Origin of the sequence: Pseudoalteromonas sp. B62 (genome assembly GCF_037162565.1) — a bacterium.
GTDB lineage: Bacteria > Pseudomonadota > Gammaproteobacteria > Enterobacterales > Alteromonadaceae > Pseudoalteromonas > Pseudoalteromonas fuliginea.
Genome location: NZ_JARLVB010000002.1, coordinates 1,248,102 through 1,263,433, shown reverse-complemented (window position 1 = coordinate 1,263,433; position 15,332 = coordinate 1,248,102). Strand labels below are relative to the sequence as shown.

Below are 15,332 nucleotides of genomic sequence, written 5' to 3'. Positions count from 1 at the left end.
CTTATTTCTTAAATGGGAAGTTAAACGCTTCTAACAACGCACGGCCTTCCTCATCAGATTTCGCAGAAGTAGTGATAGTAATATCCATACCGCGTACACGGTCTACTTTATCGTAATCGATTTCTGGGAAGATGATTTGTTCACGTACGCCCATGCTGTAGTTACCACGTCCATCAAAAGACTTAGCACTTACGCCACGGAAGTCACGAATACGTGGGATAGCGATTGATACCAAACGCTCAAAAAAGTCCCACATACGCTCGCCGCGTAGGGTTACTTTACAACCAATTGGGTAACCTTCACGCACTTTGAAGCCAGCAACAGATTTGCGTGCTTTAGTGATTAGAGGTTTCTGACCAGAGATTGCTGCAAGATCAGCTACTGCGTGATCTAAAATCTTCTTGTCAGCTAGGGCTTCGCCCACGCCCATATTCAATGTGATCTTTTCGATCTGAGGGACTTGCATGACAGAGCTGAAACCAAACTTCTCTTGAAGTTCAGCTACTACTTTGTCTTTATATACTTCATGCAGTTTCGCCATCATTCTACTCCAACTATTAGATAGTTTTACCAGTAGATTTAAAGATACGTAATTTCTTACCATCTTCAATCTTGAAACCTACACGATCAGCTTTACTCGTTTCCGAGTTGAAGATCGCAACGTTTGATGCATCCATAGATGCTTCTTTCTCAACAATACCGCCAGCTTGGTTCAATTGTGGAACCGGCTTTTGGTGTTTCTTGATCAAGTTTATGCCTTCGACAAAGATTCGACCAGATTCAGTAACAACTGAAAGCACTTTTCCGCGCTTACCTTTGTCTTTACCTGCTAGTACGATTACTTCGTCATCACGACGTATTTTTGCTGCCATGATTGGCTCCTTACAGTACTTCTGGGGCTAGTGAAACGATTTTCATGAACTTATCATTACGAAGTTCGCGAGTCACAGGGCCGAAAATACGTGTACCAATTGGCTGTAAGTTATCATTTAAGATAACAGCAGCGTTGCTGTCAAAACGGATCAGAGAACCATCTGGACGGCGAACACCTTTTCTGGTACGCACAACTACCGCGTTTTTAACATCACCTTTCTTCACTTTACCGCGAGGAATAGCTTCTTTAACAGAAACTTTAATGATGTCGCCAATCGCTGCGTAGCGACGGTGTGAACCACCAAGGACTTTTATACACTGCACTTTGCGAGCGCCGCTGTTATCAGCAACTTCCAGCTGAGTTTGCATTTGGATCATGTTAATGACCTCCGGTGTAGTAATTACAACGTGTCTTAAATTTGTTTAAAATCAAGACATTTCGATTAAATCCCACTCAAAAACAAACGAGTTGTCTCTTAAGGGCGGGCAATTGTACCAGCATTGAGGGGGTAGCGATAGGTTATTTTTTAATTAATTTGGAGTGATGGGAAATTAAAGCTGAGCAATTCCGGCTATGTAGCTATTTTACAGGTGGTTACAAAACAAACAAGGCACCTGTAATGTGCCTTGTTTGTTTAGAGCGCAATAAATTAACCAAATAAACCTTTTAATTTATCTTTAATCTTATCTTTTGCTTTTTCTTTTGCCTTTTCTTTTGCCTCATCGACCTTTTGTTTAGCTTCATCTTTGAGCGCACTGCCAACGTCAAGCTTTATACCTACATCGTGGAAAGGGCCTTTTATGCGAAGTGGTATTTTAAAGCCTGTACTGTCATCAGTCGTTCCCTGTCCTTCAATCGATCCAACTATGCCTGTAACCAAACGGTAGTTAACCGTTGTTTGGGGTAAATCAACATCGCCTTCACCTGATATTCTAATAAGTGGGCTGATAAGTGATAGGTCGGTATTTTTGCCAACACCATTAGTAAAGTTGAAGCTTCCCGTTAGTGCAGAGAAATCTGTTTGCTCTGATTCTTCAAACCCAGTATCTAACCCTTCAGATGCTGCACCAAAGTTTCCTGAAATAAGCTCCTTACCTTTACGTACCATTTCAGCTATATTCGCGCCTTTTACAGCGCCATCAGCAAACTCAAACCCAAGTTTTCCGTTAAGCGCACCAATAAACGACTTTTGACTTTGGCCAGTTGTGCTTAGGTTCCAATTTAAAGAACCCTTACCCATTAGCTTGTCAAAACCTGCCGCATCCGCTAATAAAGGCTGTGCATCTATACCAGCTAAGTCAAAGTTAGTTGATATTTTATAAGGCACTTGTTGTGCGTTTACATTGATAACGCCTTTACCTGACCCTTCATAAGCAGAAAAGCTATCTAGGCTTAGTTTTGCAACGCTATCTTTTAAAACAACAGTAAATTGATTTGCGCCTAATTTAATATCATTGGCTTTTAATCCACTTGAACGAATCACTACATTTGCATCTAGTGAATTTAATGCACTTAAATCAATCTTAGTGTCATCCCATACTATTGGCTCTGCAGGTTTATCTTCTTGCTCTACTGGCTCTTCTTGTTTTGCCACTGCTTCAGGTAGGTACGGGTTTAAGTCAAGCATACCTAAATCAATATCTGCATTTACTGCTAAACGCTTACCTAGGTTAAGCTCGCTCTTACCTTTTATTTCTAATGCGTCTAACGTCGCAACTAAATCTTCTAAATTAAATTTCTCACCTAGTAGGTGCATTTTACCGTTTACACTAAATCCGTTAAATGCATTGTCTTTAGCGTCTAGCTCTACACCTTGCCATTTCGCAATACTTTTAACAGACTCACCGCTTAGTGCTAACTGACCTTTAATATCTTGGCCTTGCTTAGCTATGCTCCCTTCGAACGTTAAATCAACTAAACGAGAATCTAAGGTTTGTTTAACATTAAAAGTAGCACCTTCAATTGCTTTAGCTGGAGTATCTAATTTTATATCAAGCTCAAAACGCTCCTGCATATAAGTAATACCCCCTTTTACTTCTAATGTTTTACGAAGTGATGGAAGTAAAATAGCGAGTTCTAAATCACTAATTTGTTGCTTAGTACCTGTTTGACCATCTAGATAAGTAAATGTACCGCCATAAATAGCAACCTCACCTAGCTCAATATCAAAGTTATCTGGAAGCTTTATTGCTTCACCTGATTGGCTTTGCTCTTTAGGTTGCTCTGCAACTGCATCAAACAACTGCCAATTAGCTTTACCATTTTTGTCGGTTTCTAATAGGATATTTGGTTCGTTTATAACAAACTTATCTAATTTAAACTCACCACCAAATAATGAAAACCAAGGTATATGTACAGCAAGCTGTTTCAAACTCGCCATGTCGGCGCGCGAACCTGATCCCATATTTGCAAAATGCACGTCGTTAAGTTCTAACTTTAATGCAGGGAATACGCTAAGTGTTTTATCACCTTTAATAGTAAGAGTGCGCCCAGTTGTTTGTTCTACCTGCTGCGACACTTTATTAAAAATAGTATCAGTAGGAATTAAAAACGGTGCGGCAACAATTAGTGCTATACATAATAAAAGTATTACACCTACAATTTTAAGTAAGGTTTTCATGATCGTCCTTTCAAACGTGCAAATAATGCTCTTATCATAGCGAGTGTTAGCTTTAAAATCATTGCTGAAGTTGTAAAAATGCTATTTAGTTTAACTTATTTGGCATGATATGAATCCGTGCTGAAAATTTCAGCATAAAAAACATATAGTAGAGTACTAATGAAATGGTTAATGCTATAAAAAAGCATTAACTAAATAATTCAATTTAATGTTCTTGAAATTAAACATTGTAAATTTAATGACAATATCTCACAAAAACCTCAAATCAAAATAACTAATATTTACCTATAATTTAATCTTGATACATTGAAAAGTATACATATTTATCCCCTGTCACTATTAAGCATTGAGGACAGCGCTGTTGTTATTGATGTAATTGCGCTAAAATAGACCAGCAAAAAAATATATATCTAATCCGGAGATTCTACAAGGCATGAAAAAACTGCTAATTTCACCGTCAAAAATGACGCTAGGCGAACAAGAAAATCAAATCTATCAGAACATTCTGAAACAATCTTCAGAGTTAAGCCTTAACCTTATGGCCGTGAAAGTAGAAAACCACCCTGATGATTTTTTACCTTGGTGTTACGAACTATTAAATGCAAGTAGAGATCGTATGAACTACGATTTACTAGAGCCGCAACAATTACCTATACTTAAGAAGCTACACGATCAGCTTATTTCAGCTATCAGCTTTTTACAGGTTAAAACTTTACGTATTGCTCCGTGGCCTGTTGTAAGTGTATTTGTAGAACAACACAAAGACGTTATTGCTCTTGATGAACAGCTTCGCTTAGTAGACTACATTAAAAGCATTCGTGAACAATCTCTTAAAGATATGATTCCTGAAGATTTACTTGCGTTTAGCGGTAAGCATATGGCGTCACTTGATCCAAGCACATACAACTTTGATGTTGAATGGTTTGCCTCAACTAAGAGTGCAAAAAGCTTTCATCAAATGCTTAGCGATTTACCAGGTGATTTTGATGCAGCTCTAGCAAACATCCCACTTGAAGGTGATATCACTCAATATGAATACCAGCAATTTGTTGCTGCTTACTCAAAAGTGTTTACCGACAACAATGAAAAACCAACGCTAGCCCCTGCAACTCGCTTGCTAGCAATGCGTCGCCCTGATTTATTTACTCCGATTACAAATAATCGATTAGATGCATTATGTGGCGCTCTTGGAGTTCCAAAACTTAAAAATAGTGATTTTGAGCGTTACTGGCAAGATATCGTTAAAGGTATTCAAGCTATGTCGTGGTATAAAATGGCTAATGCAAGTAACGAACTAGAGGAACAGTTAGTTGCTATTAAAGCACTGATCCCATGTTTCTTTTATTATGCAGACACTAAAACACCTGACAGTTCAAACTACATCAAGTTACTTAGCAAGCCTAAGCGTAGTACAACAACGACAGGTAAAACTCAACGTAGAGGCAAAGAGTCTGCAGAAATTCTAGTAGACCGTGCTCTTGCTGCTGACGATATTCCTGAGCATATTCGCAGCAAACGTGACTCGATCATTAATGAAGTACAAAAAGGTCGAGGCGTTAACGAAACAATTAGTCTAATGCGTACTATTTTCGGCTAAATAAATCTAACCTAGCTGTACTTTAATGGTGCGGTTAGGTTAATTTATGCACCAGCAGCGTGCGAACACTTATTAAAATTACCTCAATAAAAAAACACTACTCCTTTGTAAGTCATTATTTTTAAATTATAAAAATACATTTTAAAGTAAATAAAACCAAGCTGGCACACACAGTGCACCACCTCCCCAGTTAAACAATAAAAATGCATCCAATTAAAAGGTTAAAGCAATACATAATAAAACCTTGGCATGCAAAAATCATATAACGGGAAATGGACATGCTCAAACTAAAAAAAACAATTGCGATTAGCACCATCGCATTAATGGCTGCAACATCGGTAGTCTCAACATCGGTTCAAGCTGAAGTAACAGCAAATGCGGCAGCAACATCAAATTACTTATGGCGCGGCCAAGAGCAAACGGGTGGTGATGCGGCAATATCCGGTGGTATTGACTACGCTAATGAGTCTGGTTTTTATGCCGGTACTTGGGCTTCAAATGCATCTTGGGCTGACGAAATGACCTACGAGCTTGACTTATACGCAGGCTTCGGTGGCGACATTAACGAAAGTGTTAGTTACGATGTTGGTTATATTTATTACGCTTACCCAGACGCAGCTTCTGAAGCTGACGCAGATTTCTCTGAAATTTACGGTAGTATTAGTGTTGAAGGCTTCACGTTTGGCGCTTCTGTACTTGCAACATCAGCTGCAAGTGGTGACGGTACAGACTTTGGCGACTCACTTTACCTAACTGCTGATTATGGCTTTGCTGTCGGTAGTAACGGTACTGAAATGGCACTACATTTAGGTCATTACTCTGGTGATTTTATTGGTGACGACAATATCTTAGATTACGGTATATCTATTTCAAAAGACGGTTTTACTTTTGGTTTGTCTGATACAGATATAGATGATTCAGATATTAAAGCCTACGTAGCTTACTCTGTAGACTTTAACTTATAAAAAAGAATGTGTTACTTGCTGCAACACGAAGGGCCTTTTGGCCCTTTTCTCGTTTATAATATTACTTGAATGGTACCTTAGTACAACTCACTTCAACTGTTTTAGGGTACCAAGCCGGAGCAATTTGATTAACAGCCACCTCTGCCAAACCATTAGTAAACGATTTATACGTATGGACACTTTGCCATTCACCTTGTGGGCAATGAGTACTTAAATCTAACGGCTTAGATCCTTCATATAATGCAAGAGCAAAATTATGATGCCATTGTGAACTCTCTTGAGTTTTATTGCTCACGTTGTCTTGTACACCATTATCAAAGTAAATGTTCGTACATCCCGTTAATATAATCAGCATACAACTTGTTATAAGTAACTTAATACTCATAATGCCTCTCCTACTATTTCATCTTGGCACCATACTTTAATAGTGTGAGGTGCATATATACCAAATGTAATTAAACTAAGTGCTCCATCACTAAACGTTTGTTGTGACTGCATTTGAGTTACTGATTTATCTACACATACTTTTTTCACATCAACGCGCTCTTCTCCAACCAATCCCCATAAAAAGAACGGTCGACTATCTTCATAACTCGCTTTGCTTGTTATTTTGGCTGCTTGCTGTGGCTGAATTGTCACCGCAGAGCAAGCGGTTAGACTTAGTATTAAAACGCTTATCATTAGCTGCTTCATTCTTATCCCTTGTTGTTTACTCTTAATGACAGCAGTGTACAAAAAACTAAAGTTAAGTTAGTAAGAAGGTGTGGGGAAAATGTAGCGGTTTATACAAAAATTTATACAATTTTCTACAAAGTTTAGGATGAGGGCTACTTACTAAATGAGTTTAGATATAGTAAAAATAACTTTACTGTTAGCTATCAATAACCTCTTTCAATAGCTATAAAAATGCCAGTCAGTAAAACAACTGGCATTTTTTATACTGCATTTAAAAGCTACAGTGCTTTAATATTATCGCCACTTTTCTTGTCAATTAACTTAATAAAAGGATCCACACCTGCAAATTTAGGTAATTCAGTTACCTTTAGTATAATGGTATTTACACCCGTTTTTATCTCGTGCTTTTGCATATAGATCACAGCACTTTCACTATGTACCTCATTCGGATCTGCGCTAAATAAAGCAACATCTATCATTTGCGCTAGCGGTACATCTTCTTCATTACCTTCGCCATCGGCATGCTTTTTCGCTGCAGCAATAGTCAATGTAATGATATGTTCCCCATCAGCAGATTCAGCCTCTTGCACATCAACATCACTGATTTTTAAATCATATAACGTAATGGCATTAAATTGATCTTCAATGAATGCTTGTTCTTGCTCACTCGCTCCTCGCTTTAGATAGGCAATAAAGTCTAACGTGGTTGGGTAAAACTCTTGCGCATATTGGTAATCTCGCAAAAACGCTCGCAAAGCGGCATTTACGCGCTGCTCACCTAACAAATCATGTATGGCCATCATTACCACGGCACCTTTGTTATAGTGGATATACTGCTGCCCTGCGGCGCGTGCAAGTGTACGTTCCTCATAAAGCTCTGTCGTGCGTCCTAATAAGTAACGATCAAGTTCATACTTTAAGAATTTACGAAGGTTGTTTTCACCATACTTTTCTTTCATCACCATGATAGCTGCATATTGCGATAGCATTTCAGATAAAATATTAGAGCCTTCGACATTCGCGCCAATCACTTGGTGCGCCCACCACTGGTGCGCCAATTCATGCGATGTTACATAGTAAGGAAAATTAATATTATCTGGGTCACGTGTATCTGTAATAAACCCCATATTTTCAGAGTACGGTACTGTATTAGCAAAACTCTGCGCAAAACTACGATAGCGAGGAAACTCAATAATACGCATTTGCTTATGCTGATAAGGACCAAACTCTTTAGAGAAGTAATCTAAAGAATCTTTAGTCGACTGAATCATTGCATCTACATTCCAAGCATGATCTTTGTGATGGTAAACCTCAATATGTACGCCATTATGCTGCTCTTTTTTCACCTCAAGCTCCATTGAGAGTAAAGTGTAAAAGTGCAACATAGGTGCATCCATTTCGTATACAAATGTGGTTCGGCCATTTTTAGTACTTTGTGATTGCAAGTAACCTGGAACCATCGCAATTTGCGACTCATCAGTGGAAATTGTGGCAGCAAAACTTACATAGTTATCTGCAAACAAAGGTTGATTATGATACTGCGTTTCTTCAATTTTATTACCGCGTTTTAACTCTGGTAAACCCCTTTGACGACGCTCACTTTTATCTTGTATTTGCTTACCAAAGGAATAACCAAAACTCGGGAACAGTGCCGTGTTGTCAATAAAAGTACCGTTATACACAAGTCGCTCATCGCTTCCTCTATCTTCAAACCCTTCGGTATAACGCTCTACACTCATTGTAATTTCGCGGCTCTCGTTTGGTTGCATGGGTTTAGTAAAATCTAACCAAGCATGACGATACTGCTCGTTTAACTCCCCAAGTTGCGCGCCATTCACCTCAACACTCCATTTATGAGTATGATCAGGCTTATTTACTAATATTCGTGTAATCGGTTGTTGCGATTTATTCTCTATCTGCATTACCACGGTAGCTGTAATACGACGTTCTTTAGGGTAGATATCAGCAGTAACAACAACATCTGTTGGAATAGGTAAAGCCGCATCTACAAACTGACCAAACTCACGCTCATACTGCTCTTGTAAGTCTTCATACTGTTCACTGGTTATAAATTGATTGAGAACCGTTGTGTTGTAGTAAATAAAACTTCCTACACCACCAAAAATAAGGGTACCACATACAATAACCGCTTTACCTGAATTGCCTAGCTGATAGCCTAACAACTGAACGCGTGCTTTTAAATTTTGCCCAGCCCCACGAGGCCAAAGCGCATAGCTAAGTGCAGCAATAATCATACTAAAACCTAACCAGTATAAATTATACCAATGCACCGCAGTTAAAAAGTGGCCATAACCATTAATATCTGAATAAGGCGCCTCTGGTGTCCGACCTATTACAAACATATTATGCTCAAAACCATAGTTACTCATCACCAAAGTAGCGATAAAATACAGCACATATAATCCCATACCAACGTATTTATTTGGGCTAATCACTTGTAATAAAAAGGCAAAACCACCTTGGAAGATAAGGCCGAGTACAAATAAGTAACCGAGTCTAATTACATATTGTGCAATATCAAAGTTCGCCATGCCCATAATCATTTGATAAAACAATGTCACCACGGAGCCAAATGCACATAACAATAATAAAACAGCACTCAGCGCTACATATTTAGAGCCCCAAAAAACCCAATTCGCAACAGGGTACGCATCGATAATATCGGCCATTCGTGATTCACGATCATGCCATACAAGTTCACCACAATAATAAACAAGTACTATCATCATCAATATACCAAAGCTACCTTGAATAAGCTCAACCATTCTAAATGTGACAGGCCAAACATCCGTACCGTATGAGCCCATAGAACCAACTAACGCAGGTATTAATGTCGCTAAAGATAAAATAAGTAAAATACCAAACGAATAGCTTTTTATAACTTGTTTGACTTCAAAAACAGTACGCGTTAAAAATTGCGACCACGCATTATTTCCCGTCGCTTTTGCCGTTATATTAAACTTAAGTGCAGCTGTATAATTAGTATTATTATTCTTACTGGCCTTGCCTTTCACTTTTTGCTTTTGAGCCAAGTGATGAGATGTATTGAGTGCTGCAATTGCCAATGCTAGTAAGGCAACACCAACCCAAATTAACCTATTATGTAATAACTGATCAGTTAACGTAATTTCCATTACATTACGCTCTGCTATTGTCCAGTATTCCATCTGCATTCTCATTGCCGACATACCAAACATATCAAGGTAAGCTGAAATTTCACGATATTGAATATCAGAGAAAATATTAGATCCAACCAGATAGCTAATAAGTAGAGCAACAGCAACTAAATAAAGCGTTACCATGCTACGAAAGCGTATTGCCACAGCATTAATGAGTGATGAGACAACAAACAAAGAAGGTGCTGCAATATAAAAGAAAGGCACTAAATAATAACTTAGTTGGTTTTCGCCTATCATTTCACTGTCTAACCAACCCATTAAGCTACCAAAACCACTACCAACCCACACACCCAACATAGTGCTTGAAAACACTAGTAGCGTAACTAAATAGGCCCCGATGAATCTTCCAGCTTTATACTGAACTATGTTCAGTGGCTTACTCAATACTAATTCGTTGAGCTTATTCACGTCATCACGAATGGCTGAGCTTCCAACAAAGTTGACCACTAAAAAAATAGCAAACACCGACATAATCGCAATAACTTGCAAAATTGCATAAGGAGAATTTATATTTACATTACTGCTTCCCCCTATTTGCACCGAGTCAGAAACCGATGCCATAAAAGTAAGAAAAAACAAAATAAGTGACGTGATATAGAAAGAGGGCTGACGCATAAAATAGCGCAGCTCAAATTGCATCATTTTAAACAACATAATCAGTATCCTTATGCTGCTTTATTGCGGTGTTGGTGCAATGTTGAAAAATAGACGTCTTCTAAATCAGCAGGCTTAGACTCAAACCCTTCTGGCGCATCGTCAGCAAACACACTGAGTAATGTTTTGCCTGCAAACAAACGCTTCGCTATTACCGGTAATGATTGCTCCAGCTCTGCAGCTTCTGCTTGGCTCATCGCTTTGTGCCATATTTTTCCCTGCAGCGTGTCAGTCAACTCAATTGGGTTGCCTTCAAGTAAAATTTGGCCACTTGCTAACACGGCCATATTTGGGCAAAGCTCAGATACATCTTCAACTATATGGGTTGATAAAATCACCACTTTACTTTCGCCTAAACCGACCAATAAGTTATGAAAGCGATTGCGCTCTTCAGGATCTAGCCCTGCTGTTGGCTCATCTACAATAAGTAAATCAGGGTCACCTAATAAAGCCTGTGCAATACCAAAACGTTGGCGCATACCGCCCGAGAAACCACTCACGGCATTTTTTCGATGATCATATAAATTAGTTTGTGCTAACAACCCTTCAACGGCCTCTTTACGTTCAGCCTTATTACTTAAACCTTTCAAAATCGCCATATGATCAAGTAAATCATAAGCACTAACACGCTGATAAACACCAAAGTCTTGTGGTAAATAACCTAAACGCTCACGTAAGCTTTTAGGTTGTGTTAGCACATCAATACCATCAAATACAACGCTGCCACTATCGGCTGATTGCAGTGTAGCGATCGTTCGCATTAATGAAGATTTCCCCGCACCATTAGGGCCCAGTAAACCAAACATCCCTTTAGGAATAGTTAAATTAACACCTTGTAATGCATGAACACCGTTATCGTAGGTTTTTGATAACCCTTTTATTGATAGCATTTTACTTCCTTTGATTTTAATAATTATTTTTTCTAGTCTGTTATATCACAAGAAAAATAGGAACATTAGTTACTTATCAGTGAAGTTTGTAACAAAAAATAAACACTAATAAGACTTGCATGAGCTATATTCACTCGGTATAAAAACTACACACTATTTATAAGAAGCGAAAAGCCATGCAAAAACATCAAAGCCAACCACTGAACGATTTTATAGAATACCCTCACGGTGAAATGCTAAAACGTGCTAACGAGTTTTTACAAACCAGCCAACGCCGCCATAGTATTCGTAGTTTTAGCGATCGCCCTGTCCCTAAAGATATTATTGAAACCTGCATTAAAGCTGCGGGCACGGCACCAAGTGGTGCAAATCATCAACCGTGGCATTTTGTGGCAATAAACAGCAGTGATATTAAAAAACAAATAAGAGAAGCGGCCGAAAAACTAGAGCGCTCTTTTTATGAAGGACGGGCAGGTGAAGAATGGTTAGAGGCATTAAAGCCACTGGGAACCGATGCCAATAAACCTTATTTAGAGCATGCGCCTTGGCTTATTGCGGTATTTAGTCAAAAAAAGGGGGCGTAAGCACCGATGATAAAAATACTAATTACTACGTACACGAATCGGTTGGTCTAGCTACCGGCTTTTTAATTCAGGCTTTGCATCGCAGTGGTTTGGCAACCCTTACTCATACTCCAAAGCCAATGAGTTTTTTAACCGACATATGTGGCCGCGATAGGGATAACGAACGCCCATACATGCTACTTATTGCAGGTTACCCAAGTGATGATGCAACAATACCTGCTCATGCACTGGATAAAAAATCTATTGATGAAATAGCTACTTTTATTTAGTGTTTTCTGCTCGGCAAAACCACTCATATAGCAAAGCAATGATCGACTCAACTTTTGGGTCGGTCAATGAGTAATAAATAGTGTGTCCATCTCGGCGGGTCATAACCATATCCGCCTTGCGTAAACTGGCTAAATGTTGAGATAGTGCAGATTGAGCCAAGGGCACATTTTTATTTAATTCACCAACACTTTGCTCACCTTGTAGCAAACTGCATAAAATCATTAAACGATTTTTATTAGCCATTAATTTTAAAAACTGTTCGGCTTGTTCTGCATTCACAGCGAGTTGTTCAATATTCATTTAATCACATCATTTATAAATATGCTTTTAAGTATAGACTTTTACATTAGATAACTCTAATATAAATTAACATTAGGTATTACTAATATAAAATTGAGATTATAATGAAAATAAGCGATGCGATACTTTTAATCGGCGGTAGTGCAGTAACAATATCAGTACTTTTAAGCTATTTTGTACATAGTAATTTCCAGTTTCTAACATTATTCATAGGTATTAACTTAGTGCAGTCAGCTTTCACAAAGTGGTGCCCATTAATGTCTTTTTTACGCAAAAGAGGATTCACAGACTAATGCTTACTTCAATTCCTGACTTACTAAAAGTTATCACACCTAACCAGCGGCGTATTGACGCAGCGCAAGCAAAAATAGAGCTCGAACAAAATAAAGGCCTACTTATTGATGTGCGAGAACCCGCAGAGCACGCTACAAAAGCCGCTATAGGAGCAATAAACATTCCGCGTGGGTTACTCGAAATGAAATTAATGGAAATAGAAAAAGATGCTGCACGGCCAATATACTTACACTGTGCAAGTGGTGCTCGCGCAACATTGGGAGCAGAAGCGTTAACGCGTGTTGGTTATGAAAACGTTAGCGTTATTACCTGTGATGCAAATCAAATTTGTAGCGTATTTTAAGCATCAACTAAGTACTTATAATTATGCGCCTAACAAAGGTAGGCGTTTAACTTTGTGATAAGTCAGTGCTAATTTAATACACTCTTTAACTGGGTGTTCTGGTAATGGCTTTTCACTATTTAATACAATTGCCCGGTTACCTTCAAAAGTGAGACTGTGGGAATACAACTCTCTAAATGTGCTGACTAGCTTTGATTGGCAATGAAAAAACAAATAACACGATGAGCCCTTAAAGCCTATGCGAATGGGGCTGCCATTTATTACGTTATAACTTGGCTCTCCCCACTTTAAAGACTCTTCAACAGCTCCTAAGTTTTGCTCTTGTGCTACGGTATAAATTAACTCACGTAATTTTATAAGCTTACTTTTTGCTATCTCAGGATAATTATTAAATATATTTTTTATATCCGTATTCATAAAAATATCCTTGTAAGCGCTCTACCTATACTTAAAGATAAATTACTTTTGTTGTTTTTCATCCAGTAAAACAAGTAGCATTTGTTCTATATTTTTTACACTATAAGTCAGCGCTCTTAGTAGCTCTTTCTCACTTTGCTCTGTCGACTGCTGCGACGTTTTACCTTGATTAGCCAATACATCTTTTTGTTCAAGTATCGCCTCTCTAAACTCACTCGCATTAACTACACCGAGCAAAGATACTAAAGCGCCGTGTCCTGATTGCCCTGCCGTTTCAAAACTTAAACGATATAACCCAAAGAGCCGCATTAACGGGCCTTGGCTCAACCCAACATCAGTTATTTTTTCAAGCGGTATCGACTTTTCCTCTTTAAATAATACCCCACGTTTAACTACTAGCTTTTGTGGTAATAGTTCAGCAGACATCGCAGCTAATATTCGCCCAGCCGCCAACCACACTATAAATAAAATCAAAGGGATGAGTGGAATAGTAACCAATGCTAAAAAACTAATGAGTGATGCAGTAACCATCCAGTATTGTTTTACTTTAAAATCGAATGATGCACTTTTTAAAATAATTTCAGCCATAATCATATTATTTCTAATCACCATAAAAATTTAAAGTACTCCATTACAAAATTGAATGCAATTTCATCAAATATAAAGTTATAAAGTTATTCTAAAAATATGTTACTTATATTTCGTAATACATATAAAAAATTGCAATCCAAAAAACCACTAAACACTTTACTTCAGCTACTTACATATATTTAAAATTTCACACACTAACTTACAACTCAAAATACTTATAACCGTTACACTCACTGCGTCAAACCAATAACGAATCTTATAACTACATTAATAGCGAAGGTAATCATGAATACCTATGTGAAAAAGAGTTTGCAACTGTTACTTAGCACATTAGCCTTATCAAGCCTAATGGCTCAAGCGCAAGATAAATCTCCGTGGTCGGTTGGTGCTGGGCTTATTTCAACTGAATCTCCCTATGCGGGCACAGATAATAGAACATTGCTCTTACCTATGATCAACTATGAAGGTGAAAAATTAACCTTTAGAGGCTTTGTACTCGATTACAAATTAGTTGAAAATAAGGGGTTTAATTGGTCAGTAATACTAGAACCCGGTCAATTTTTTGATTCGTCTGATTCTGATCTCGCCGAGATTAAAGCACTCGACGATCGCAAAATATCTCTCTATGCAGGTTCTAAAGTAAGTTATACCACAGGGTATGGTAGTTTAAGTGCCAGTGCGTCACACGATATATTGGGCCATGGCGATGGCGCAAAATTAAAAGCTCGCTATAGCTACCCATTCAAACTTTCTAAACAAATTATGTTAATACCTTCATTTGGAGTTGAGCTAAGCAGTAGCAAAGTATCAAATTATTATTACGGTGTTACAAAGGGCGAATCAAACACTTTTGATGCATACGAATTAGGCTCTACAGTGAATTATAATGCCGGTATGCTACTCAGCTACCAGCTTAATAAAAAATGGAATGTGAGTGCTATGATTAACTACACACAACTAGACTCTGATATTGAAGACTCGCCAATTATAGATACGTCGAGTATCTCAACTGCCATGATGTCGGTTAGCTATCAGTTCTAATTTAAAACATAGAAGCC

The 15,332-nt window shown here is 38.2% G+C and carries 16 protein-coding genes and 1 pseudogene; 6 read left to right on the top strand and 11 right to left on the bottom strand.

Features of this window, described 5'->3' with window-relative positions:
- Position 1: 1 nt before the first annotated feature.
- From rplE to P4S71_RS10260, 4 genes are all read right to left on the bottom strand, one after another.
- Positions 2-541 carry a 50S ribosomal protein L5 gene (gene rplE, locus P4S71_RS10275; protein WP_024610257.1) on the bottom strand — a complete coding sequence of 180 codons (540 nt, stop codon included), beginning with the start codon at positions 539-541 and terminating at the stop codon, positions 2-4.
- Between the two features lie 16 nt (positions 542-557).
- A complete protein-coding gene (gene rplX, locus P4S71_RS10270; protein ID WP_002959496.1) occupies positions 558-872 on the bottom strand; it encodes a 50S ribosomal protein L24 in 315 nt (104 codons plus the stop codon).
- 10 nt (positions 873-882) lie between these two features.
- On the bottom strand, positions 883-1,251 hold the full coding sequence (gene rplN, locus P4S71_RS10265) for a 50S ribosomal protein L14 (protein WP_002959498.1): 369 nt from the start codon (positions 1,249-1,251) through the stop codon (positions 883-885).
- Positions 1,252-1,523: 272 nt separating this feature from the next.
- Entirely contained in the window at positions 1,524-3,494 is a 1,971-nt protein-coding gene (locus P4S71_RS10260) for an AsmA family protein (RefSeq protein ID WP_096792294.1), read from the bottom strand.
- A gap of 433 nt (positions 3,495-3,927) precedes the next feature.
- Here P4S71_RS10260 and P4S71_RS10255 point away from each other — a divergent pair, with 433 nt between their 5' ends.
- Both P4S71_RS10255 and P4S71_RS10250 read left to right on the top strand, forming a co-directional pair.
- Positions 3,928-5,091 carry a hypothetical protein gene (locus tag P4S71_RS10255; RefSeq protein WP_033023362.1) on the top strand — a complete coding sequence of 388 codons (1,164 nt, stop codon included), beginning with the start codon at positions 3,928-3,930 and terminating at the stop codon, positions 5,089-5,091.
- A 278-nt stretch (positions 5,092-5,369) separates the two neighbouring features.
- Positions 5,370-6,056 (top strand): TorF family putative porin, encoded by a 687-nt coding sequence (locus P4S71_RS10250; protein WP_096792293.1) that lies wholly within the window; start codon positions 5,370-5,372, stop codon positions 6,054-6,056.
- A 61-nt stretch (positions 6,057-6,117) separates the two neighbouring features.
- Here P4S71_RS10250 and P4S71_RS10245 read toward each other — a convergent pair whose 3' ends face one another.
- The 4 genes from P4S71_RS10245 to P4S71_RS10230 form a co-directional block, all read right to left on the bottom strand.
- Positions 6,118-6,441, bottom strand: a complete 324-nt coding sequence (locus P4S71_RS10245) for a Bor/Iss family lipoprotein (protein WP_008138787.1) — start codon at positions 6,439-6,441, stop codon at positions 6,118-6,120.
- Complete coding sequence (locus P4S71_RS10240; RefSeq protein ID WP_096792292.1) at positions 6,438-6,749, bottom strand: Bor family protein; 312 nt, start codon at positions 6,747-6,749, stop codon at positions 6,438-6,440. The genes P4S71_RS10245 and P4S71_RS10240 overlap by 4 nt, the downstream gene beginning before the upstream one ends.
- 260 nt (positions 6,750-7,009) lie before the next feature.
- On the bottom strand, positions 7,010-10,585 hold the full coding sequence (locus P4S71_RS10235; RefSeq protein ID WP_337150613.1) for an ABC transporter permease/M1 family aminopeptidase: 3,576 nt from the start codon (positions 10,583-10,585) through the stop codon (positions 7,010-7,012).
- A gap of 11 nt (positions 10,586-10,596) precedes the next feature.
- The gene (locus P4S71_RS10230; protein ID WP_193156503.1) at positions 10,597-11,475 is read right to left on the bottom strand and encodes an ABC transporter ATP-binding protein; all 879 of its coding nucleotides are present in this window, start codon (positions 11,473-11,475) and stop codon (positions 10,597-10,599) included.
- 176 nt (positions 11,476-11,651) lie between these two features.
- Here P4S71_RS10230 and P4S71_RS10225 point away from each other — a divergent pair.
- Positions 11,652-12,328 (top strand): annotated as a pseudogene (locus P4S71_RS10225) (nitroreductase family protein).
- On the opposite strand, the gene P4S71_RS10220 reads toward P4S71_RS10225, so the two are convergent.
- Positions 12,321-12,629 carry an ArsR/SmtB family transcription factor gene (locus tag P4S71_RS10220; RefSeq protein ID WP_096792289.1) on the bottom strand — a complete coding sequence of 103 codons (309 nt, stop codon included), beginning with the start codon at positions 12,627-12,629 and terminating at the stop codon, positions 12,321-12,323. The pseudogene P4S71_RS10225 and the gene P4S71_RS10220 overlap by 8 nt on opposite strands.
- 104 nt (positions 12,630-12,733) lie before the next feature.
- Here P4S71_RS10220 and P4S71_RS10215 point away from each other — a divergent pair, with 104 nt between their 5' ends.
- Together P4S71_RS10215 and P4S71_RS10210 are read left to right on the top strand one after the other, a co-directional pair.
- Positions 12,734-12,922 (top strand): YgaP family membrane protein, encoded by a 189-nt coding sequence (locus tag P4S71_RS10215; RefSeq protein WP_033023357.1) that lies wholly within the window; start codon positions 12,734-12,736, stop codon positions 12,920-12,922.
- The gene (locus P4S71_RS10210; protein WP_007376450.1) at positions 12,922-13,266 is read left to right on the top strand and encodes a rhodanese-like domain-containing protein; all 345 of its coding nucleotides are present in this window, start codon (positions 12,922-12,924) and stop codon (positions 13,264-13,266) included. The genes P4S71_RS10215 and P4S71_RS10210 overlap by 1 nt, the downstream gene beginning before the upstream one ends.
- A gap of 21 nt (positions 13,267-13,287) precedes the next feature.
- Here the strand turns inward: P4S71_RS10210 and P4S71_RS10205 are convergent, their stop codons facing one another.
- Both P4S71_RS10205 and P4S71_RS10200 read right to left on the bottom strand, forming a co-directional pair.
- Positions 13,288-13,683, bottom strand: coding sequence for a DUF1801 domain-containing protein (locus tag P4S71_RS10205; RefSeq protein ID WP_008138776.1), 396 nt, complete (start codon positions 13,681-13,683; stop codon positions 13,288-13,290).
- A 42-nt stretch (positions 13,684-13,725) separates the two neighbouring features.
- Positions 13,726-14,271 carry a PH domain-containing protein gene (locus P4S71_RS10200; RefSeq protein ID WP_033016345.1) on the bottom strand — a complete coding sequence of 182 codons (546 nt, stop codon included), beginning with the start codon at positions 14,269-14,271 and terminating at the stop codon, positions 13,726-13,728.
- A 288-nt stretch (positions 14,272-14,559) separates the two neighbouring features.
- Here P4S71_RS10200 and P4S71_RS10195 point away from each other — a divergent pair, with 288 nt between their 5' ends.
- Entirely contained in the window at positions 14,560-15,315 is a 756-nt protein-coding gene (locus P4S71_RS10195) for a MipA/OmpV family protein (protein WP_096792288.1), read from the top strand.
- The last annotated feature ends 17 nt before the right edge of the window (positions 15,316-15,332 follow it).